The organism is Gordonia sp. DT101 (assembly GCF_049844895.1).
GTDB lineage: Bacteria > Actinomycetota > Actinomycetes > Mycobacteriales > Mycobacteriaceae > Gordonia.
Genome location: NZ_JBNCLX010000001.1, coordinates 1,104,389 through 1,124,468, shown reverse-complemented (window position 1 = coordinate 1,124,468; position 20,080 = coordinate 1,104,389). Strand labels below are relative to the sequence as shown.

General features: G+C 65.7%; 20 protein-coding genes, 1 pseudogene and 1 other annotated feature. Of the genes and pseudogenes, 12 read left to right on the top strand and 9 right to left on the bottom strand.

Going from position 1 to position 20,080, the window contains the following annotated elements; genetic code table 11:
* Positions 1 to 10: 10 nt before the first annotated feature.
* Positions 11 to 550 (bottom strand): MarR family winged helix-turn-helix transcriptional regulator, encoded by a 540-nt coding sequence (locus tag ACLQ3I_RS05410; RefSeq protein ID WP_425800361.1) that lies wholly within the window; start codon positions 548 to 550, stop codon positions 11 to 13.
* Between the two features lie 279 nt (positions 551 to 829).
* Between ACLQ3I_RS05410 and ACLQ3I_RS05405 the strand changes: the two genes are divergently transcribed.
* The gene (locus ACLQ3I_RS05405) at positions 830 to 1,807 is read left to right on the top strand and encodes an alpha/beta fold hydrolase (RefSeq protein WP_425800359.1); all 978 of its coding nucleotides are present in this window, start codon (positions 830 to 832) and stop codon (positions 1,805 to 1,807) included.
* Positions 1,808 to 1,828: 21 nt separating this feature from the next.
* On the opposite strand, the gene ACLQ3I_RS05400 is transcribed toward ACLQ3I_RS05405, so the two are convergent.
* Positions 1,829 to 3,139 (bottom strand): lipase family protein, encoded by a 1,311-nt coding sequence (locus tag ACLQ3I_RS05400; RefSeq protein ID WP_425800357.1) that lies wholly within the window; start codon positions 3,137 to 3,139, stop codon positions 1,829 to 1,831.
* Positions 3,140 to 3,300: 161 nt separating this feature from the next.
* On the opposite strand from ACLQ3I_RS05400, the gene ACLQ3I_RS05395 reads away from it, so the two are divergent.
* Both ACLQ3I_RS05395 and ACLQ3I_RS05390 read left to right on the top strand, forming a co-directional pair.
* Entirely contained in the window at positions 3,301 to 3,975 is a 675-nt protein-coding gene (locus ACLQ3I_RS05395; RefSeq protein ID WP_425800355.1) for a TetR/AcrR family transcriptional regulator, read from the top strand.
* Positions 3,976 to 4,023: 48 nt separating this feature from the next.
* Positions 4,024 to 4,206, top strand: coding sequence for an alpha/beta fold hydrolase (locus ACLQ3I_RS05390; protein WP_425800353.1), 183 nt, complete (start codon positions 4,024 to 4,026; stop codon positions 4,204 to 4,206).
* Between the two features lie 5 nt (positions 4,207 to 4,211).
* On the opposite strand, the gene ACLQ3I_RS05385 is transcribed toward ACLQ3I_RS05390, so the two are convergent.
* Genes ACLQ3I_RS05385 through ACLQ3I_RS05370 form a run of 4 tightly spaced genes read right to left on the bottom strand, consistent with a single transcriptional unit; the run spans position 4,212 to position 8,244 of the window.
* Positions 4,212 to 4,520 (bottom strand): DUF202 domain-containing protein, encoded by a 309-nt coding sequence (locus ACLQ3I_RS05385; protein WP_425800351.1) that lies wholly within the window; start codon positions 4,518 to 4,520, stop codon positions 4,212 to 4,214.
* Positions 4,517 to 4,915 (bottom strand): YidH family protein, encoded by a 399-nt coding sequence (locus ACLQ3I_RS05380; protein ID WP_425793312.1) that lies wholly within the window; start codon positions 4,913 to 4,915, stop codon positions 4,517 to 4,519. Before ACLQ3I_RS05380 ends, ACLQ3I_RS05385 begins: the two co-directional genes overlap by 4 nt.
* Positions 4,912 to 6,807, bottom strand: a complete 1,896-nt coding sequence (locus tag ACLQ3I_RS05375) for an alkyl/aryl-sulfatase (protein ID WP_425800349.1) — start codon at positions 6,805 to 6,807, stop codon at positions 4,912 to 4,914. Before ACLQ3I_RS05375 ends, ACLQ3I_RS05380 begins: the two co-directional genes overlap by 4 nt.
* 48 nt (positions 6,808 to 6,855) lie before the next feature.
* A complete protein-coding gene (locus tag ACLQ3I_RS05370) occupies positions 6,856 to 8,244 on the bottom strand; it encodes an MFS transporter (RefSeq protein ID WP_425800347.1) in 1,389 nt (462 codons plus the stop codon).
* A gap of 204 nt (positions 8,245 to 8,448) precedes the next feature.
* Between ACLQ3I_RS05370 and ACLQ3I_RS05365 the strand changes: the two genes are divergently transcribed.
* The 3 genes from ACLQ3I_RS05365 to ACLQ3I_RS05355 are packed head-to-tail and all read left to right on the top strand — an operon-like array spanning position 8,449 to position 11,963.
* On the top strand, positions 8,449 to 9,774 hold the full coding sequence (locus ACLQ3I_RS05365; RefSeq protein ID WP_425800345.1) for a PucR family transcriptional regulator: 1,326 nt from the start codon (positions 8,449 to 8,451) through the stop codon (positions 9,772 to 9,774).
* Between the two features lie 57 nt (positions 9,775 to 9,831).
* Positions 9,832 to 11,451, top strand: a complete 1,620-nt coding sequence (locus ACLQ3I_RS05360) for a long-chain fatty acid--CoA ligase (protein WP_425800343.1) — start codon at positions 9,832 to 9,834, stop codon at positions 11,449 to 11,451.
* A gap of 29 nt (positions 11,452 to 11,480) precedes the next feature.
* The gene (locus ACLQ3I_RS05355) at positions 11,481 to 11,963 is read left to right on the top strand and encodes a hypothetical protein (protein WP_425793307.1); all 483 of its coding nucleotides are present in this window, start codon (positions 11,481 to 11,483) and stop codon (positions 11,961 to 11,963) included.
* A 21-nt stretch (positions 11,964 to 11,984) separates the two neighbouring features.
* Here ACLQ3I_RS05355 and ACLQ3I_RS05350 read toward each other — a convergent pair whose 3' ends face one another.
* Positions 11,985 to 13,283 (bottom strand): lipase family protein, encoded by a 1,299-nt coding sequence (locus ACLQ3I_RS05350; protein ID WP_425800341.1) that lies wholly within the window; start codon positions 13,281 to 13,283, stop codon positions 11,985 to 11,987.
* A 204-nt stretch (positions 13,284 to 13,487) separates the two neighbouring features.
* Here ACLQ3I_RS05350 and ACLQ3I_RS05345 point away from each other — a divergent pair, with 204 nt between their 5' ends.
* The 3 genes from ACLQ3I_RS05345 (at position 13,488) to ACLQ3I_RS05335 (ending at position 14,650) form a co-directional block, all read left to right on the top strand.
* Positions 13,488 to 13,772, top strand: a complete 285-nt coding sequence (locus ACLQ3I_RS05345) for a hypothetical protein (protein ID WP_425800339.1) — start codon at positions 13,488 to 13,490, stop codon at positions 13,770 to 13,772.
* 77 nt (positions 13,773 to 13,849) lie between these two features.
* Complete coding sequence (locus ACLQ3I_RS05340; RefSeq protein ID WP_425800337.1) at positions 13,850 to 14,305, top strand: PASTA domain-containing protein; 456 nt, start codon at positions 13,850 to 13,852, stop codon at positions 14,303 to 14,305.
* Between the two features lie 27 nt (positions 14,306 to 14,332).
* The gene (locus tag ACLQ3I_RS05335) at positions 14,333 to 14,650 is read left to right on the top strand and encodes a hypothetical protein (protein WP_425793302.1); all 318 of its coding nucleotides are present in this window, start codon (positions 14,333 to 14,335) and stop codon (positions 14,648 to 14,650) included.
* Between the two features lie 20 nt (positions 14,651 to 14,670).
* Here ACLQ3I_RS05335 and ACLQ3I_RS05330 read toward each other — a convergent pair whose 3' ends face one another.
* Positions 14,671 to 15,207, bottom strand: coding sequence for a helix-turn-helix domain-containing protein (locus ACLQ3I_RS05330; protein WP_425800335.1), 537 nt, complete (start codon positions 15,205 to 15,207; stop codon positions 14,671 to 14,673).
* A gap of 94 nt (positions 15,208 to 15,301) precedes the next feature.
* On the opposite strand from ACLQ3I_RS05330, the gene ACLQ3I_RS05325 reads away from it, so the two are divergent.
* From ACLQ3I_RS05325 to ACLQ3I_RS05315, 3 genes and pseudogenes are all read left to right on the top strand, one after another.
* A complete protein-coding gene (locus ACLQ3I_RS05325) occupies positions 15,302 to 16,459 on the top strand; it encodes an aminotransferase class V-fold PLP-dependent enzyme (RefSeq protein ID WP_425800333.1) in 1,158 nt (385 codons plus the stop codon).
* 15 nt (positions 16,460 to 16,474) lie between these two features.
* Positions 16,475 to 17,749 carry a Na+/H+ antiporter NhaC family protein gene (locus ACLQ3I_RS05320; RefSeq protein ID WP_425800331.1) on the top strand — a complete coding sequence of 425 codons (1,275 nt, stop codon included), beginning with the start codon at positions 16,475 to 16,477 and terminating at the stop codon, positions 17,747 to 17,749.
* Between the two features lie 12 nt (positions 17,750 to 17,761).
* Positions 17,762 to 19,044, top strand: a pseudogene (locus ACLQ3I_RS05315) (IS3 family transposase).
* Positions 18,040 to 18,168 (top strand) — a sequence feature (AL1L pseudoknot). Its footprint overlaps the pseudogene before it by 129 nt.
* 465 nt (positions 19,045 to 19,509) lie before the next feature.
* Here ACLQ3I_RS05315 and ACLQ3I_RS05310 read toward each other — a convergent pair.
* Positions 19,510 to 20,052, bottom strand: a complete 543-nt coding sequence (locus ACLQ3I_RS05310; protein ID WP_425800329.1) for an enoyl-CoA hydratase — start codon at positions 20,050 to 20,052, stop codon at positions 19,510 to 19,512.
* Positions 20,053 to 20,080 lie beyond the last annotated feature (28 nt).

Below are 20,080 nucleotides of genomic sequence, written 5' to 3'. Positions count from 1 at the left end.
GCGAAAGTTTTCAGCTCGCCGCGATGGGATCCGTTTCGCCCGGGTCCAGGCCGTCGCCGAGGTGCGCGGATCGAGCCGATTCCTCCAGTCGACCGAGCAAACGGGCCAGGGTAGCGGCGTCCCTGTCGGCGAACTCGGCGAGCATCGATGTGAGCTTGGCGAAGTGCTCGTCGGCGACCTGGTCGACCAGCTCCGCACCGGACGGTGTGAGTTCCACGTACACGACGCGTGCATCGTCGGAGTCGCGCGTGCGGGTCACCAGGCCCGCATCCTCGAGCCGCCGCACCCGCAGCGACAGCCCTCCGGTGGTCACCAAGGTCAGCTCTGCGAGCTCTCCAGCTGTCAGCCGATGATCGGGCACCGCACGTCGCAGACAGGCGAGAACGTCGAACCCGGAGTCGGTGATGTTGTGTTCCTCGAATGTCGACGCGATACGCGCCTTGTAGACGAGGAAGCTGCGATGCAGTCGGCCGAAGACCTTCAGCGCCGAAACGTCCAGTTCGGGTCGCGCGACAGCCCACCGGGACACGATCAGATCGACACTATCCATGATGCGTTGAGACTACCCACAGGTGGCCCCGGCGGGTCGATGTAGACACACCGTCACGTCGTCATGCGGTTGCTTCGTCCCAGGAAGTCCGGAGACCTACTGTTGCGAGTCTCCAGCGGGTGCTGGACAGATCGCCCCTCCCACCAATCAGCAGACATCGCCGCACAACATCTGGCTACCACCGCCGGTGCACGAGCGGCGGTGTCGCACATTTCAACGACACCCTCACCGCCGCGAATGACGTGATTCGCCAGGCGACCACCGGGTAACGTCCACCCTGTGACCGCCGAACCCCGCACCAGGACAATCCATGTCAACGGAATCGACTTGTCCATCACCGAACAGGGCAGCGGCGTGCCCGTCATCCTCTGCCACGGCTTCCCCGGACTCGGCTATTCGTGGCGCCACCAGATCCCGGCCATCGCCGCCGCCGGCTGGCATGCCGTGGCCCCCGACATGCGCGGTTACGGTCACAGCAGCCGGCCGACCGACGTGGCGGCCTACGACCGCACTACGACGGTGGCCGACATCGAAGGCCTGCTCGACGCGCTGGGCGCCGACCGAGCGATCTTTGCCGGACACGATTTCGGCGCCCAGCTGACCTGGGACCTGGCGCGATGGATCCCCGACCGCGTCGCCGGCCTCATCCAGGTGAGCGTCCCCCTCACGCACCGCGCACCCGTCAGCCCCAGCACCATCTACACGGCCATGGCCCGCGACCACTTCTTGCACTTCCACTATTTCCAAGAGCCGGGGGTGGCCGAGCAGGAGCTCGACAACAACGCCGCGGAGTTCCTGCGCCGGATCTTCTGGGCGCTCAGCGATGTCGACCGGTACCTCACCTGCTGGGAGCACCCGTCAGAGGGCAACGGCTACCTCGACGTGCTCCCGCCCGCACCCCCGCTGCCCTGGCCGTGGCTGAGTACCGACGAGTTCGACCACTACGTCACCGAGTTCCGTCGCACCGGCTTCACCGGCGGACTCAACTGGTACCGCGCAGCCGATGCCGTCTGGGAGCAGAACGAGAGTATCGGTGACGCCGAGATACACACTCCGACATTGTTTGTCGTCGGCGATCGCGACCCGGTCCTCGGGATGATGGGGCGCGACCCACTCGGCTCCATGAAACAGCTCGTACCGGGTCTGCAGTGCATCGAGACCGTCCCCGGCGCCGGCCACTTCGTGCAGATGCAGGAACCTGACCAGGTGAACGCGGCGATGGTGAGCTTCCTTTTAGACCTGCGAAAGGAATTCTGAGGCTCCAGACCGCGTCGTCGATCAGGTCCCCGGAAACTCCGGAGGCAGAGGCGCCGGATAGGCGAGCATGAATCTCGGGCCCGGCGAGGCGCCCCGCAACACCGCACTGATCCACGCCTGTGCGGGCATCCACCCGACCGCCGCGTTGGTGACATGCTCGGGCAACGGCAGCGTGATGAAGCGCAGATCAGCCCCGGCCCTTTGGTACTTACGGACCACCGGCAGCACCACCTTCGACGGTGGGATGAGCTCATCCCACATCCCGTGGAACCACAGAATCGGTGTATCGGGAACATGCCTGTCCAGACTGAGTTCGCGAAGAAGCGGCATGACCCCGGGCGCGGTCGCCAGGCTCTTGCCCGGCTGGAAGTAGTCTCCGATCGGTCGCCACATGCCGGTCATCGCAGCGGTATACACGCACCGGCTGCCGAGGTCGGCGACGATCTTCTGGCCCGCAGCGGTCAGCAGTTTGTCGGCGTCGAAGATCTGCGGGTACTCCCGTGACAGACTGGCGAATCCGAGCCACATGGTGAAGTTGCTGATACCCGTGACGCCGGGCTGGGGGCCGGTTGCGTACCTTGCCTGCGCGGTCAGGTCGGCGGGCGCTCCGCCCATGGCGGTGCCGAGGATCTTCACATCGGGTGCGTAGGTCTTCCGCAAGCCGGCGGCGCGGATGGAGCCCGATCCGCCGCCGGAGTATCCATACATCGCGATACCCGAGTGCCGCAGACCAAGCGTCGTGTCGTTCTTCACCGCCCGCAGGCTGTCGAGCACCATCTTTCCCTCGTCCCAGGTGCTGAAGGTGTTGAACTTCCCGTCGAAGTCGGGCACGTTCACCGCGAAACCCTGTGCAAGCCACGATATTGCGAGGGTGGCCTCCTTGAAGGTACCCGTCTGCAGAGTGTGCGAGGGATTGCACGATGAGCTGGTGGAGTCGATGGCTTCTTGGAAAGAGACCACCGGCCGCGGACTTCCGGCCCACGGGATGCCGGGGATGATCACCGATGTGGCCGTCACGATCGGACGGCCATGGGCGTCCTCCGACCGGTAGAGCAACTGCTTGGTGTGCACCGGGAACGGGATACCCAGGACGCGAGTCTGGACGACCCGAGTGCGAACGATCTGACCCGGCCGGTAGGCGGCGATGTTCGGCGGATCGTCGTACCAGGGGTCGGTGTCCGGGGTCGCGATGGGCAGCGCGCGATAGATGTCGGGCTCCCGCGGTAGCTGCGGCAGTTGGTTCTGATTCGGCGGAAACGTCTGCGGGAACGCTGGAGTCGCACCGGCAGGACCGGCATGAGCAAGCCCTATGGCGAGTACGACGGCGGCCATGAGGGCCGTCAGAATCCGAGGCCCCGCCCGTCGAATCGGATCGTCTCCATACTGTTCCACGTGCTTTGCCCCCGTCGTCGGTGAGTCGGCCACAGCAGTACAGCACACGGCTTTACTCTTAACAAGAGCTCTTGTTTCTAATTGGCTCTACACTTCGTGAGGTGACCGGGAATGGGCGTGCCGCCGCGAAGCAGTCGTCTGCGGGCCGGCGCATCAGGGGACTCGATGCGACCGAGCGAGCACAGCAGCGCCGTGAGCTGATCCTCGACGCAGCGCTCGAGCTGTTTGCTCGGGACGGATACGCCAACGCGTCGATCGAAGTGATCTGTCAGATGGCCTACGTCGGGAACAAGGCGTTCTACGAGCACTTCTCCTCCAAGGAAGCCTGTTATCTCGAACTGCTGCAACGTAATACGCACACCATCTTCTCCGGCCTGTACACGGCGCTCGACGAGTCCGTCGAGTCCGAGCCGGATGTCACGCACCGGCTGCTGGAAATGTTCGTCGACGCATTGATCGACGATCCCCGGGTCGGAGTGGTGACCTTTGGACAGTCGGGCGGGATCTCCCAGACCATCGAACGACAACGGCGGGCCAATCGACGACAGGCCGCCGAACTGGTGCGTGCGGTGTGGTCCCGAAACGACGATCTCCCCGACGGCCCTGCGACCGAGCAGATGGCGATCGCGGTGACCGGCGGGCTGTTCGACCTCATCGCCGACGCTCTCGACCGGGCGGACGGCACCCTCACCGCCCCTGCACGTACACGTCTGGTCGATGACATGACCGACTTCGTCCTCACCGTGCGGCAGGGTATGCGTACCCGCAAGTCATGAGCTGGTCGTCGTCGCATTCGCAAAACCGACCATCGCCGGCACCACAAGATGTTCGGGCTCCAGAACAATGCTCGTGGTCGCACACGCTCCCATCCGCCCAACTACACGGCTCGGCCGCTGGTCCCCAACCTGCGGCGCATCGAGACCGTCCCCGGCGCCGGCCACTTCGTGCAGATGCAGGAGCCTGATCGCGTGAACACCGCCATCCTGGAGTTCCTCGACGGTATCTGACGGCGCTACCCGAGAGCCGACGCCACACCCACGCAACCGATCCCCACCGCGATCACGCACAGCAACACCGTCGACGCATGCTCGGCACACCGCGGATTCTCCTGGTAGCGGCGGGCGCGCTGCCGCATGCCGACGCACAGCGAGCACACCAGCGCGCCACTGAGCGCAACGGCCACCACATGCGCCACCGTGTGACCGACCGCCAGCGCACGACAACACAGCAGAAACACACCGACTGCGGTCAGAGTTGTTCGGCGCCAGGCCAACAACGTTCGCTCCGGCTGCAGTCCGGCATCACGCTCGGTCGCCGTCACAGGATCACGACCACCACACAGACCAGCGCGATGGCGCACACCCCGCCGACCGTTATCCGCACGATCGACGCCGGGGGCAACGGATCGCTGCGCCGCATCGCGGACTGCACCCGACGCCACCGATGAAACGCGCCCAGCGACAACAGGGTCGCCACCACCACGCAGGTCACCGCCAGCACCGAATGGTCGATGTTTCCGGCGCCGCCACCGATCAGTTCGTCGGCGGCGACCCCGGCGGCCAGCAAGGCCAGCGCCGTACGAATCCAGGCAAGGAAGGTGCGCTCGTTGGCCAGCGTGAACCGGTAGTCGGGTTCGGTGTCCTGCACCCCCGACTCCTGCACCCCCGCTTCCTGCGCCTCAGCCTCCGAGACCTGCGACGTCGACTGCTGGCTCACGGGGTGACGATGTTGAACGTGCGGGCGAACGTATCGAGCAGCGCAAACAGCAGATACGCCGGTTCCTCGTCACCGGAGATCTCCACCTGGCCGGCGGCCACCGCGTCGGCCAGTGTCACTGCACCCAGCGCCAACCCGGTCAACGCCGCCTTGGGCAGCCGCATCGTGGTGTCCCCGTGATCGTCGGGTTGCGCAGGCGTGCAGTTCAATACGCCGTGGACGAGTTCCACGCGTCGGGACTCCCCGGTGTCGGTGAGCTGCACCTGCATCGCGAAGCTCTGCCCGCCGGCCTTGGGACCGTTGAGCCGGATGGCGAGGTAGTCGAACAGCATGTCGACGGTCATCGCGGCGATCACCTCGCCCGCACCCAATGCCGCCTCGTCGCTGCGGGCACCTTCGCGCAGATCCTGCGCGCCGGTCAGGTAGAAGTTGCGCCACGGCGCCGATTCACTCTGATACCCGAGCTGTTCGAGCGCATCGGCCTGCAACTCGCGCGCGGCTTGGTTGTTCGGCTCGGCGAACACCACATGATTGACCACCTCGGCCACCCACCGATAGTCGCCGTCGTCAAAGGACTTGCGCGCCTTGTTCAACACGGCGTCGGCTCCGCCCATGAACTCCACATAGCGTTGTCCGGCCTCGACGGGCGGATGCGGATGCAGGTGCGCCGGGTTGCCGTCGAAGAACCCGAGATACTTCTGGTAGACGGCCTTCACGTTGTGGTTGAGCGACCCGTAATAGCCGCGCGCTATCCACGAGGTGGCCAGCCCCTCGGGCAGTTCCACCATCTCCGCGATCTCGATCATCGTGTACCCGTGCGCGGCCAGGCGCAGCGTCTCGTCGTGGATGTAGCGGTAGAGGTCACGCTGCTCGGCCAGGAACTCGCACACCGACCGGGTTCCCCAGACGGGCCACTGATGGCAGATGAACATCACGTCGGTCACCGCGCCGTAGCGCCGCAACGCCACATCGATGTAGCGACTCCAACCCACCGCGTCCCGGATCTGCGCGCCACGCGGCGTGTACAGATTGTGCATGTGATGAGACACGTTCTCGGCCATACACAATGCCCGCATGTCGGGCAGGTAGAAGTGCATCTCGGCCGGCGCCTCGGAATCCGGGGTGTACTGGAACTCGAACCGCACACCGTCGAGCACCAGTTCCTGGCTGGTCCCCGAGATCACATCGGTCGGTTCGAGGAGGCTCATCTGCCCCTTCGACAGTGCGATCCCCAGACCCGTCGAGATCACCCCGGCCGCGTCGACCGGCAGGTTCTGCCCGTACATGTACTGGGCGCGGCGCGTCATGGCGTTGCCTGCGTAGACGTTCTCGCTGACCGCATGTTCCAGGAAGCCGAGCGGCGCGACGATCCGTACCGCGCCGCCTGCCACGTCGTCGTCGGACACAATGCCCTTGACCCCGCCGAAGTGATCGGCGTGGCTGTGCGTGTAGATGATCGCGCGGATCGGCTTCTCGCCCAGGTGATCACGCACCAGATCCATGGCCGCCCGGGCACATTCGACCGAGGTGAGCGGGTCGACGATGACGTAGCCGGTGTCGCCCTCGATGACGGTCATGTTGGAGATGTCGAATCCGCGGACCTGGAAGATGCGATCGGCCACCTGGAACAGGCCGTGCGCGGTGTGCAGCTGGGACATCCGCCACAGACTGGGGTTGACCGTGGCCGGCGCATCGCCCTGCAAGAAGGTGAAGCGTTCCAGATCCCACACCACGCGACCGGTGTCGTCGGTGATCACCATCGGATCCAGGGTGGCGATGAAACCGCGGTGTGCGTCGTCGAACGCCCGACGGTCGTCGAAGGGCAGCTGATCGAGCACCGCCCTGTTCGCGGCGGCGGTGTGCGAGGTGGCGGTCTGGGTGTTGCTGGACAAGAGAACTCCGTTTCGAGAAAGGACAACAGTTACGGGCAGATGCCGCGGTCAGGAGATGGGGGAGCCGGCCGCGATGAGTCGGGCGGTGTCGCGTTCGGGACGGATGAGGGCGATGGCCAGTACCCCGCCGACCACCACGATGACGCCGGTGAGTGCGAACACCACGGTGTAGCCGGAGTGCGGATCGACGCCCGCGTGATCGATGAGGACACCGGCGACGAAGGGGGCGATCACGCCGGCCAGCGAGTACAGCCCGACGAACGCCCCGAGCACGACGCCGCGTTGACCGACCGGCGAGATCTCACTGCACGCGGTGGCGCCGGCGGCGAGCGCCACACCGGACAATCCCAGTCCGAGCGCCATGAACAGCAATATCAGGGCATTCGCGTGCACATAGCCGAACGCCAGGATGCAGACGCCGCCTACTACCACGATGACGCCCGGCATGATGCCTCGCGCAACGCTGCTCGAACGGCCGTTACGCATCATGCGCTGGGTGGCGAATCCCTGGGCGAGCAAGGCGATCATCCCGACCAGCCACGGCAACGCCGTGAGCGTTCCGGCCGCGGACTTGCTGTAGCCCAGGTCGTCGGTCAAGAACGCCGGCACCCACGAGATGAGCAGCGCGAGCGACCAGTACGCAGCAAAGGCACTCAGGGCGGCACCGAGCCAGGTGCGCGACGACAAAATCTTGCGCAGCGGCACCCGCACCTGATCGATAGGGCGCACGGCGTCGGCGGTCGACGCCGTGGCCTGTACACCGACCGGGCCGTCGCGTCCCACGAACAACCACACCACGCACCACGCCGCACCGATGACGGCCACGAGCACAAACGCCGACCGCCAGCCGTGCGCGGAGATCATCCACGACAGCACGGGCGCACCGATGATCACACCGATCGACGTCGCGGTACTCACCAACGCCGTCGGCATCCCGCGATCGGCATCGGTGAACCACTTGAACACGGCGTGCTGTGCCACGCCGAACGCCGGGCCTTCGGCGGCGCCGAGAACGACGCGCGACATCAGGATCACCGTGAATCCCGCCGGACCGATGACCGGCAGCATCGCGACCGACCAGATCAGCGCCAGCACGAGCAGCACCTTGCGGGTGCTGAACCGGTCGGCAAGGTGGCCGACGACCAGCGCCGAGATGCTGAACAGCAGGAAGAACGCACTCGAGATGGTGCCGTATTGCGCGGCGGTGAGCCCGAACTCCGCCCGGATGCTGGTCGCGGCCAGCCCCATCACCGCCTTGTCGGCGAAGTTGATCATCATCAGCACCATCAACATCGCGGTGATGACCCAGGCGCGGGTGCCGCCGACCGTCGCCGCACCGGATCGGGCCGGACGGCCGGCGCGGCCCCACCCGCCCGGCTCCGTGACGGCAGGCGGGAGATCCGGCGCGCTGCGCTGCCGGGTGGCCGATTGATCCATCGTGATTCCTTCGAGTTCCTCGTGGTCGCGGGCAGAGAGCTCGGTCGGTGCCTGAGACAGGACCGGATAAGCGACGACGAGGTGGTGCCCGTCACATTCGCTGCTGTGTCACCACGCTATGGTGGGCCCTTGACCATCGCAATATCCGATAATCACAGGTGACCTACCGATGTGATGTGCGATCGCACAATCTTGGAGGCAGGTATGGCCGCTCTGACATCGTCCTCGCCGCCCCCGGGGACGAGTGCGCTCCTGCATCGGCTGCAGCTGCGCGCCAACGACATGATCAAGGAGTCCGCGCTCGACAGCTCCGACGCGCTGCGGGCGTTGCCGTCGGAGATCCGGCTGACCGAATTGCCGTGGGTGACCCGCCGGACGCTGTCGACGGTGTTCCGGGCGCTGGGCGACAATGTGACACCCAGCGCCGACGAACTGCGCCCCGCCCGTGAGATCGCGGTGCAGCGCGCCGACGAAGGGGTCCCGCTGTCGGTGGTGATCCGCAATTGGCAAGCGGGCTTCCAGCGCTTCTGGACCGAGGCGGCCGCCCTGGCCCGTCCGGAGGAGGGCGCGGAGGTGGCCTACCTGGGCACCGCACTGATCTCGCTGTTCGGCACCTTCTCGGCGACGCTCGTCGACGCCTACGAGCAGGAGCAGATGATCCTCGACAGCGAGAAGAGCAGCGCCGGGCACCTGGTGGCGCGAATGATTCTCGACGGTCAGGAAGCCCGGCCGTATGCCGATCGCTTCCGGATCGAGCTGGCCGCCGAGTACCACGTGCTCGCGCTGGCGATCGCGCCGACGACGGACGAGCTGGTCGACGACGCGACCGGCCGGCTGGTGGCCGGGCGGCGCAAGATGCGCTCGATGCTGTCGTTGCCCGAGTTCCGGCGCGCCACGTCGATCCTGACGACGCTGGGCCCGGCGGGCGGTCATCTGCTCCTGCCGGCGGACCCGCACGCCACCGCGTCGACGCTGGCGGCGGCCGCCGAGCTGGTCGAACGCATCCGGTCATCGGTGGGCGTTGCGGTGCGGGCGGGTCTGGTGGAGACGGTGGCGATCGCCGACGTGCCGTCGGCGGGGACGTTGGCGGCCGAGGTGCTGCGCCTGTCGGCGGGACACCGCAGCGAGCGCAGCGTGTACCGGTTGGCCGATGTGGCGCTGGACTTTCAGCTGACCCGGCCGGGCCCGGCCGCCGACCATGTCGGCGCGGTGCTGGCGCCCATCGAGCCGTTCCCGGAACTGATCGCCTTTCTGCAGGAATACCTGCGCTGCGACATGGATCGCGGGCGCACCGCGAGAGCGCTTGGTGTGCACCCGAATACGATCAACAACCGCCTGCACCGGGTGGCCTCGCTGAGCGGAATCGATCCCAGCGGCTTCGTGGGGGTGATGGCCTTCGGTGCGGCACTGACCGTGGCTGCGAGCACGCCCCGCGACGAGGTGTCGGGCGGGTTCACGGGTAAGTCCCGAAAACCGGCCAACCAATCCGGCATTTCCGACGATGATGGAGACCGGACGCGACCGGCGTGACGGTGGTGACGCATCACCGTGACCCCCCGACCGCATTTACGACCAAGGAGTGAATCAGTGCTGAGCACCATGCAAGACGCCCCCCTGTCGATCGCACAGCTGTTGCACCACGGCAGCACCTTCCACGGCACCGCAGAGGTGGTGACCTGGACCGACGCCGGTGCACGACGCCGCAGCTACGCCGAGGTCGGGCGGCGGTGCGCGCAGCTCGCGCACGCGTTGCGCGGGCTGGGTGTGACCGGTGACGAGCGGGTCGGCACGTTCATGTGGAACAACGCCGAGCACCTCGAGGCGTATCTCGCCATCCCGTCGATGGGCGCGGTGCTGCACACGCTCAACATTCGGCTCTTCCCTGAGCAGCTGGTGTTTGTGGCCAACCACGGCGAGGACCATGTCATCATCGTCGACGCCACTCTCGTCCCGTTATTGACGCCGCAGCTCCCACAACTGACGACGGTGAAGCACCTGATCGTCACCGGCGACACGGACGGGATCGACGCCCCCGACGGCATGCAGGTGCATTCGTACGACGCGCTGCTCGCCGACCAGCCAGAAGAGTTCGACTGGCCCGATGTCGACGAACGGTCGGCCGCGGCAATGTGTTACACGTCCGGCACCACCGGCGACCCGAAAGGCGTTGTCTACTCCCACCGTTCGATCTACATGCACTCGATGCAGGTGTGCATGACCGATGGGCCGGCACTCAAGCAGGGCGATCGTGCGCTGGCGGTGGTTCCGCAGTTCCACGCGATGTCATGGGGACTTCCGTACGCGGCGTTCATGATCGGCGCATCACTGCTCATGCCCGATCGGTTCCTCCAGCCCGAACCCCTGGCCGCACTGATCGAAGCGGAACGACCCAACTTCTCCGCCGCGGTGCCGACCATCTGGCAAGGGCTGCATCAATATCTGGAGCAGCACCCGCAGGACATCTCGTTCATGCACGACGTCCTCATCGGCGGGTCCGCGGTGCCGCCGTCGCTGATGCACACCTTCGACAAGGATCACGGCGTCCAGGTCTTGCACGCGTGGGGAATGACGGAGACGTCGCCGCTCGGCTCGGTGGCACGTCCGCCTGCCGATACCGAGGGTGAGGAGCGGTGGCGCTACCGCTACACCCAGGGCCGATTCCCGGCGTCGGTGCGGGCCAGGCTCGTCGACGACGACGGCCAGGTGGTGCCCAACGACGGCGAGAGCATCGGCGAGCTCGAGGTTCGCGGACCGTGGATCGCCGCCTCCTATTACGGTGTCGACGCGCCGGACAAGTTCCAGGACGGCTGGCTGCGCACCGGCGACGTCGGATCCATCACTCCCGACGGGTATCTGACCCTCACCGACCGCACCAAGGACATCATCAAATCCGGTGGCGAATGGATCTCGTCGGTGGACCTGGAGAACGCCGTCATGGGGCACCCGGACGTCATCGAGGCCGCGGTGATCGGCGTGCCGGATCAGAAGTGGGACGAGCGGCCACTGGTCGCAGTGGTCCTGCGCGAGGGCTCCGACGCCACCGCCGACACTCTGCGGGAGTTCTTGTCCGACAAGGTCGCCAAGTGGCAGCTCCCGGAGAACTGGACCGTGATCAACGAGGTGCCGAAGACCAGCGTCGGCAAGTTCGACAAGAAGCGTCTGCGGTCGCAGTACCAGGAGGGGGACCTCGACGTCACGCGGGTCTGAGGCTAGAGCACCATCCGAAAGGCGCGCTGATGGAGTTGTTCGTCGCAATCTGCGGGTACGTCGGGGCATGGTTGCTCGTGGCCGGCCCGATGTATCAGGGGGCGCTCGAGTTGAGCGAGGAGAAGATCGACCGCGGAACGATCCGAGAGCAATCACTGGCGATTCCACATCAGGAGCGGGTGTCCCCGTGGTGGTGGCTATTGCCGCCGGTGGCTTATGTGCTCATTCATCGCGCGCAGGAGGAGTGGCGACAACAGGTGACGGCGGCCCTGACGCTGGAACAGCGGGAGCAGTTCGTGTCGTATGCGAACAAAGCCACGGGCTGGTTCATCGTCGGGGCCGGTGCCGCCCTGATCGGCATCAAAGAGGCCTTCGAGCTCGTCGAGGCGCTCGAGTGGCCGGGGTGGGTCACAATCGTGCTGTGTGTGGTGGCCGGGCTTATGGCCATCGGATACACGACCGGCCGTATGCATCGCACCGATCATGTTCTGCACACGGAGGACTCGGCCTGAGGCTACGCTCTCGGCGCTCGGTCAGGCGGCCGGTCGCTCATCGTCGGTCACGGTGTTCTCACGATCCGGCCGTGCACGTCCCCCACCGAGGAGCTTCGCCCAACGCGGCGCCCGCTGACCGGCCACCGCCGTCACCGTCTTGTCCTGTCCCGGACGGCCGTCGAGCCGATTCGCCAACCAGGACACCGCCAACGGACCCGACAGCGGCAGCAACGAGTAGTGCTCGCTGAGCTGATCGCGCACAAAGGTCACCGACACACCCTGCTCGCGGTAGCGCTCGACCTGGCCGTCGATGTCGTCGACGCTGATCACCTCGTCGTGCACCGCCTGCACCACCAGCAGCGGAATCGTCGGGGCGTGCGTACCGAGTTGCAGGTCGTTCATCATCTCGACGATCTCGGGGCGGGCGAGCACGTCGGCCAGCGGGATGTCGAGGAAGCTGTCGATGTCGTGATTCTTGAAGCGCCGCAACGCTTCCACGGTGGGCATCTCGGCGATTTCCGCGAGATGCCGACGCCCACTTTCGGTGGCGTGGTCGACGATCACGCGGTCGAGCTGCGGGTAGACGCGTCGCAGTCCCTCGATGGCCATCACCGGCAACCCGGTGTGGAAGCCGCCGTTCAGGCGCATCAGTGCCGATGCCATGTCCCCCACCGGGGAGCCGAGAACCGCGCCGATGAGGTTCAGCTCCGGCGCGTACTGAGGCGCCATCTCCGCGGCCCACGACGTCGCCATGCCGCCGCCCGAATAGCCCCACAGGCCGACCGGTGTGTCAGAACGAAATTCGAAGTCGTCGAACGACAACGCCGCACGGATGCCGTCGAGAGTGCGATAGCCGGGCTCACGCGGGGCTCCCCACGCGCCGAGCATGCCCTCGTGGTCGGGAATCGACACCGCCCAGCCCTTGGCCAGCGCACGGCGGATCACCAAGAACTCGAACGGCGCAATCGCTTTCGCGGCTGAAGCGCCCTTGCGCAGCGCATACGACGGGAAGCACTGCGAGGTGACCGCGTCGATCGCGCACTGGAACGACAGAAGTTGGAACTGGCCGTCGCGCGCACGCTTGCGTGGCATGACGACGGTAGTGGCCGCGACACCCGCAGCGCCGTACAGATCGGTCGACCGGTACAGCAGCTGCCACGCCTGGCTGCGGTGATGCGACGCCCAATAGTCCTTGAGCTCGACCTGCCGTGACCGGATGATCTCGCCCGGCCGCATGGCGCGGAGGTCGGCGGGCTCGTCGTAGAAGGAGTCTTGCGTGGGGAGCACCAACGGAACGGCAGCATCGCCTCTCGATATGTGATCAACGTGTGTGGCCATGGCCGCCCCCTGTTCCAAGCCTGGGTGGTCGTCGTCGGACGGACTTGCCCGAGCCGATACCTAAGCAAACGCTTACATGGCATTCCAACACTCTCGGGTTGGTGACCATTCCGTCGGGTCACCTGACGACGCTGCGACCTGCTGTAACTGTCGGTATGTCCTGCGACGATGTCCCCAACACGACGATCGTGAGGGAGCGACGAGATGGCCAAGTCAGATGGTGGCAACAAAGGCGCGGGTGCCCTGGTGATCGTGGTGCTCATCCTCATCGCCGTGGTCGTGAAGTTCTGGTACATCTTTGCCGCGGCCGCAGCCATCGGGCTGCTGGTGTTCGCCACGTCGAAGATGATCAAGGCCCACGACGCCCGCCGGGCGGTCGAGCGGGCGCAACATACCGCACTGCTCGAACGCTGCGAGCAGGAGAACACGGCCTACAACCAGGACCCGGAAAGCTATTTCCGGCGATTCGAAGGAGATCTGGGTCTCTGATCGGGCGGGTGTAACGCGGATCACACCCTTGGTCGATACAGAGGCACACAGAGATGCTCGTCGACCGAGGAGAGCGCATGACGCACGTCCGGAAGTCCGCTGGTGCAGCGGCAGGAGCCCTGCTGATCGCTCTCGTGATCGCTGGATGCGGCGGAGGTGCAGACACGGCGACGACCACCGTGACCGAGACAGCGACCGCCGCGGTGGCCACCGAGACGGAGGTGTCGACTACTGAGCCCCCGACGACCGAGGCGCCGCCACCGATGACGCAGGCGACCGCCACCACGGCCCCTCCCGAAGAACCGGCGATCATGCCCGACGTGGTGTGCATGAATCTGCAGGACGCGCAGAACAAGATCCAGGACGCCGGGGTCTTCTTCTCTCGGAGCACCGATGCGACGGGCCGGGGGCGATCCCAGATCCTGGACCGGAATTGGATTGTGGTCGCTCAAACACCCGATCCGGGAACGCCGATCGGTGAGGGTGACGCTGTGTTGTCGGCGGTCAAGATCGGTGAGTCGGATTCCTGCTAGCGGTGGTCGACGTCTACCGTGCTATCCATGCTGTTCCGGCTCTGGCTGCGTTCACTCCTGTGCGCAATCCCCGTCAGCGCACTGATTGCCATCGTCGGAACCGTTGTCGCGCTCGAAATCGCGGTCGCCACTGACGGCGAACCAAACTCTGCCACCGAGTACCGAGATGCCTTCTTCGGCGGCTTCCTCTGGGGGCTGCTCATCTTTATCGGCTTCTGCTACCTCTGGATACCCACGGTCGCGTTGATCATTGCAGTCGTGCGGTGGGCCATCCAATCGCGCCGATGGCGGCGAGTCGCCGGTCTGGGATCGTTGCCCCGCTCGGCCGAGCGAACGTGTCGGTGACCCACACCGTGATCGTCGGCTCAGAAACTTGGCGGCGACGCCAACACGAGAAACACTGTCCGCTCATCGGATTCGTTCAGATACCGATGCGGCAGCCGCGAATCGTAGGTCGCGCTGTCGCCTGCCTCTAGTTCGATCCGCTCCCCCGCGACCTCGACCACCATCGAACCGCTCTCGACGACCACACACTCGCTTGCCGGGTGTGCGTGCGGTTCTCGACTGGACACGTCGTTGGGCTCCAGCCGACCACGCAGCACCTCGAGCGTCGCGCTCGGCGGGGAGAGCTTCTCGTAGGTCAGCGAACCCGTCGGCGTGGTGACCGAGGCACGGTTGCCGGCACGCAGCACGTTCACCGGACTCGGCGCACCATCCTGGAACAGGTCGAACAGGGGCGCCCCGAGCGCCTCCGCGATTCGACGCAACGTCTCCAGGCTGGGATCGGCCCGACCGTTCTCCACCTGGCTGATCAGGCCCTGCGAGACACCGGCCGACTCGGCCAGCTGCACCATCGTCAGCCCACGCGTCTTGCGCACCTCGCGAATCGTCGTACCCAGCACATGTGCATCATGGCAGGTGACAGGGCCGCCCCACGCACCGACTCTGATTAATACTTCTATTGACAGGGTTAATACCGTGCCGCACCATTGGCCAATGACATCAGTCCAGGAGGCCACCACACCGGCAACCGACCAGCTCGCCGACTTCCGAAGCCGGTTCCCTCACCTCGGCGACACCGTCCACCTCGCCAGCTGCAGCCAGGGCGCCGTGTCGGTCGATCTGCAGCGTCGACTGCAGGCCATGCAGGACGATCTGATCGCCGACCCGGCCCCGTGGGGACGCTGGATGGAGCTCGTCGAGACCCTTCGCGCGCGGTTCGCAGCCCGGATCGGGGCATCGCCGGAGCAGGTCGCCATCGCACCGAACGCCTCGATCGCCGCCTTCCAGGTCCGCACCACCATTGCTACGCGTGGCCGCAAGGCGCTGCTGAGCAGTGACCACGAGTTCCCGTCGGTCGGCCACGTGTGGCGCGCCTCCGCCGATGGCACCCCGATCCGGTCGGTGCCGTCGGACGACTTTCTGTCCGCCTCAGCGTGGTCATCGCAGATCGACGACACCGTCGGCGTCGTGTCGGCACCGTTGGTCTCCTACGTCAACGGCACGCGCCCACCGGTGCGCGCCATCGCCGACGCCGCGCACGCGGCAGGCGCGCTGATGTTCGTCGACGCCTACCAGGGCAGCGGCGTGGTGCCCTACACCGTCGACGAGCTGGGCTGCGACTTCCTCGTCACCGGTGTGCTCAAGTACATGCTCGGACTTCCCGGACTGGCCTTCCTCTACGTTCGTCATCCCGAAGAGCTCGACAACCCGGCGCTGACCGGATGGTTCGGTCGGAGCAACCCATTCAATTTCGATCCCGCCTACCTCGAAACACCTTCCACTGCTGCGAAATTCGAGACCGGAACACCCGGTGTGCCGTCGGTGTACGCGGCGCTCGGTGGTCTCGACGCCCTCGACACCGTCGACGCCCAGGTGGGCTGGGCTCACGTGCAACGGTTGGCCGAGCGCACCGCCGCAGAACTCCGCGATCTCGGTGAGCAGGTCGATCGACCCGAAGATCCGACGTTCGCGGGCCCGCAGGTTGCGATCATCGACGACGATCCCGACGCCCTCGCGGCGTGGCTGCTCGCCGAACATCGCATCAGTACCGCGCCACGCGGCCGGCGCCTGCGGATCTCGTTCCACTACTACAGCACCGACAACGACGTCGACAGTATCGTCCAAGCGCTCGCGGCCTACCGCCGCCGCTGAAATCGGGAGTCCCCCATGGAAACCACCCCAACCGACGACCGTCTCGAGTTCCGCGGCGGCATGTACGTCGCATTTGTGGCACCGGTGATCTTCCTCGTCGGCGTCATCTCGTACTTCATCGCGTTCAACGTCTTCGACATGACGGCGCTGACCGCATCCGGACTGGTCGGTCTGCTCCTGGGCGCCTCGCTGGCGCGCAATTATTCGAGCTATTGGAATGCCGCCCTGCGTGGCCTCTCCTCCCCCACGGCGAGCACACTGCTGATGATCCTGCTGGCGGTCAGTCTCTTCTCGATGCTCCTCAGCTCGTCCGGCGCCGCGAACGGATTGATCTGGGCGGCACAGGAAGCCGGCGTGTCACCGGCACTGTTCCCGGCCATCGCGTTTGTGATCGCCGGTGTGATGGCGATGTCGACGGGAACGTCCATCGGGACACTGTTCACCGCGTTCCCGGTCATCTTCCCGGCCGGCGTGGTGCTGGGAGCCCATCCGCTCCTGCTGGCCGGAGCGATCCTCTCCGGCGCCTTGTTCGGTGACAACCTGGCGCCCATCTCCGATTCGACCGTGGTGTCGTCGGCGACGCAGCGCTTCCGCCGCAAGGAGGGTGTCGCCGACATCGCAGGCGTCGTGCGTTCTCGCACTCGCTATTCGCTGCCCGCCGCGGGCATCACGCTCGTGCTGTACGTCGTCGTCGGACTGATGCTCACCACGGACTCGGGCGCCTCCGCCGCGCCCACCGATGTGGGGCCGAAGCCGCTGCTGATGCTCATCGCCGTGGTTGCCCTTCTGGGCGTGGCCTTCTGGAAGCGAGATCTGTTCCTGGCGACCACCTGCGGCCTGGTCGTCGGCACGGTCATCGGTCTGGCATCGGGGCTCATCTCGCCTGCCGACATCATCTCGTCGAAGGACGACGCCGCCACCGGCTTCCTCGTCGACGGCATCACCGACGTGCTGCCGCTCATCGGCCTCGGCATCATCGTGTTCGCCATCATCGGCGTGCTCGAGGGCTCCGGTGTCTTCGACGCCATCGTCGATGCGATCACCGGCTCACGCCTCACGAACACTGCGCGTGGCACCGAGACCGCGATCGCCGTCGGCGCCATCGTCTCCGGCGGGCTGTTCGCCGGCGTCAACGGCCCAACCATGATGTTCTACGGACCACTCGTCGACCGCATCGGCTCGCGGGCCCGCCTCCATCCGTATCGTCGCGCCAACATCATGGACTGCAACGTCCTCGGACTGGGATCGGTTGAATCGCCCCGGGTTTGTCGGAGGCTCTCAAATCTGTGAAGGATGGAGAGCATGGCAGCACCACGTAAGTACAGCGTTGAGCTGAAGGAGCGGGCGACGCGGATGGCGGTGGAGGCCCGTCGGGACCCGGCCACGCGGCCGGGGGCGCTCAAACGTATCGGCGATCAACTCGGTGTGCACCCTGAGGCGCTTCGCACCTGGGTTAAGCAGGCCGAGATCGACGGTGGGGTGCGACCGGGGACCACGACCGACGAGGCTGAGCGGATCGCACAGCTGGAGCGGGAGAACCGTGAGCTGCGGCGGGCGAACACGATCTTGAAGCAGGCCTCGGCTTTCTTTGCGGCGGAGATCGACCGCCCACAGCGTTGATCGTGGAGTTCGTCGCCGCTTTCCGCGACGAACACGGAGTCGATCCGATCTGTGCGGCCCTGAGAGATACGGCTGCCCAGATCGCTCCGTCCACGGTCCGAGCTCATCTGAGCTGTCGACGAGTCGAGGCGCCACGTGTGGTCCGTGACCGTGAGATCCTCGGTGAGATCCGCACCGTGCATGCCGACAATCTCGGCGTCTACGGTGCCCGCAAAGTCCATGCCGAACTGCGCAGGAAGGGTATCGGCGTGGCCCGGTGCACCGTTGAACGGTTGATGAAAGCTGATGGGCTGCAGGGGATAGCGCGGCTAAAGACGCGGAAGACCACGTGCAGCGAGGGGGCCGAAACTCCGCAGCCGGCAGATCGTGTCGAACGGCAGTTCACCGCGGCGGCGCCCAACGCGCTGTGGGTGGCGGACCTGACCTACATCCGTACGCATTCAGGTTGGGTGTACGCCGCGTTCATCCTCGACGTCTTCTCGAGGATGGTCGTGGGCTGGCAGGTCTCGACCACCATGCACACCGACCTCGCTCTTGACGCCTTGGACATGGGGTTGTGGGCGCGGTCGCGTGCCGGCCAGGACGTGGCCGGACTGATTCACCATTCCGACCGCGGCGTGCAGTACCGAGCCATCCGTTACGCCGAACGTCTTGCCGAAGCCGAAGCGGTGACTTCAGTTGGCTCCAAGGGTGATTCGTACGACAATGCGATGGCTGAGGCGTTCAATTCGCTGTTCAAGGCCGAGTGCATCCGCAACCCAGTCATGCGCCCTCGAGGTGGCTGGGGCGCTGTCGGCGAGGTCGAGATCGCCGTCGCCGAGTACATCGACTGGTTCAACCACCGCCGGCTGCACGGCGAGATCGGACACGTCCCACCCGTCGAGTACGAGGCCAGCTACTGGTCGACCCACATCGTCGCCAGCTACCGTGAGAACCCGGTCCCAGCAAACGCTGGAACCAAGTAAACGAGCCTCCAGCAAACCCGGGGCGATTCAGTCCGCGATCACGGAACCAGCACGTATGCCCCTGCCCCATTCTTCCCTGGCTCATGGGAGTCTGTCTCAACACACTGTCCACACTGTTCTGGGTTGCCACCATCAGCACCCGGCAGACAGGGTGCCGGCCCAACACGTTACCCACAAATCCGAACGCCGTCAGGGGTTACGCGGACGACGCCGTGCTTGCCCTTCGGAGCGTGAGTCCGAGATTGACCGTGCCGCGACAGAAGTCGTGATCGCCGAACGTGCCGAAGTTGTCGCCCGTGGTCGAGAACTTCGGTAACTGCAGCTACGAAGTGGCGCTACCCGCACCAACGCATGCCATGACGAAGACGTGGCCGCAGCAATCGGTTCGCGCCAAACCTTTTCGAGTCGCCCATACTTCTAATGGGTCAATCTGCTTCCGGTCTCACAGATTTCGAAACATGGACGTCACGGAACGACAGTGAGAAATCCCGAACCACCGTAGGTCTGCGGCACTCGAACCGGTTTGTCGAGGGCGTACGTCGCAACACTCATCGATACTGGGCCGGGCCCGGTGCGAATCTCTCGAACCACCTTCTCTCCTGGCCGCGGTCCGAACCCGACCGGATAGAAGAACTCCTTGCCCGCGATAGCCGAACCGCTGATCTGACTCATGTACAGAAGAAAGCGGCACTTGGGATTTCGCTTCCAGCCCGGGCCGTTTCCGGTGAATCCGAAAGAGGTGACGGTGACCCGAACGACACCGCTCTTCCCCCTGGGCGCCACTGCCCCCACGTTCAGAGCACCGTGGCAGTAGTCGTGGTCGCCAAAGGTTCCGAAATTGAGCGTGGAAAGCACGATCTTCGGTAATTGCGGTTCAGCCGAGGCAGTTCCCGTGCCAAGCCACGACAGCGAAACGATCGCCGCTACGAGCAGCAGTGCGCAAAGCCTCCGCATCTGGTCCCTCCCCAACGAAACTGCGTGAATCCCCGTACCGGCATCGGTCTGCACGAACGCAGCCGTTGCACATGCGCACTAT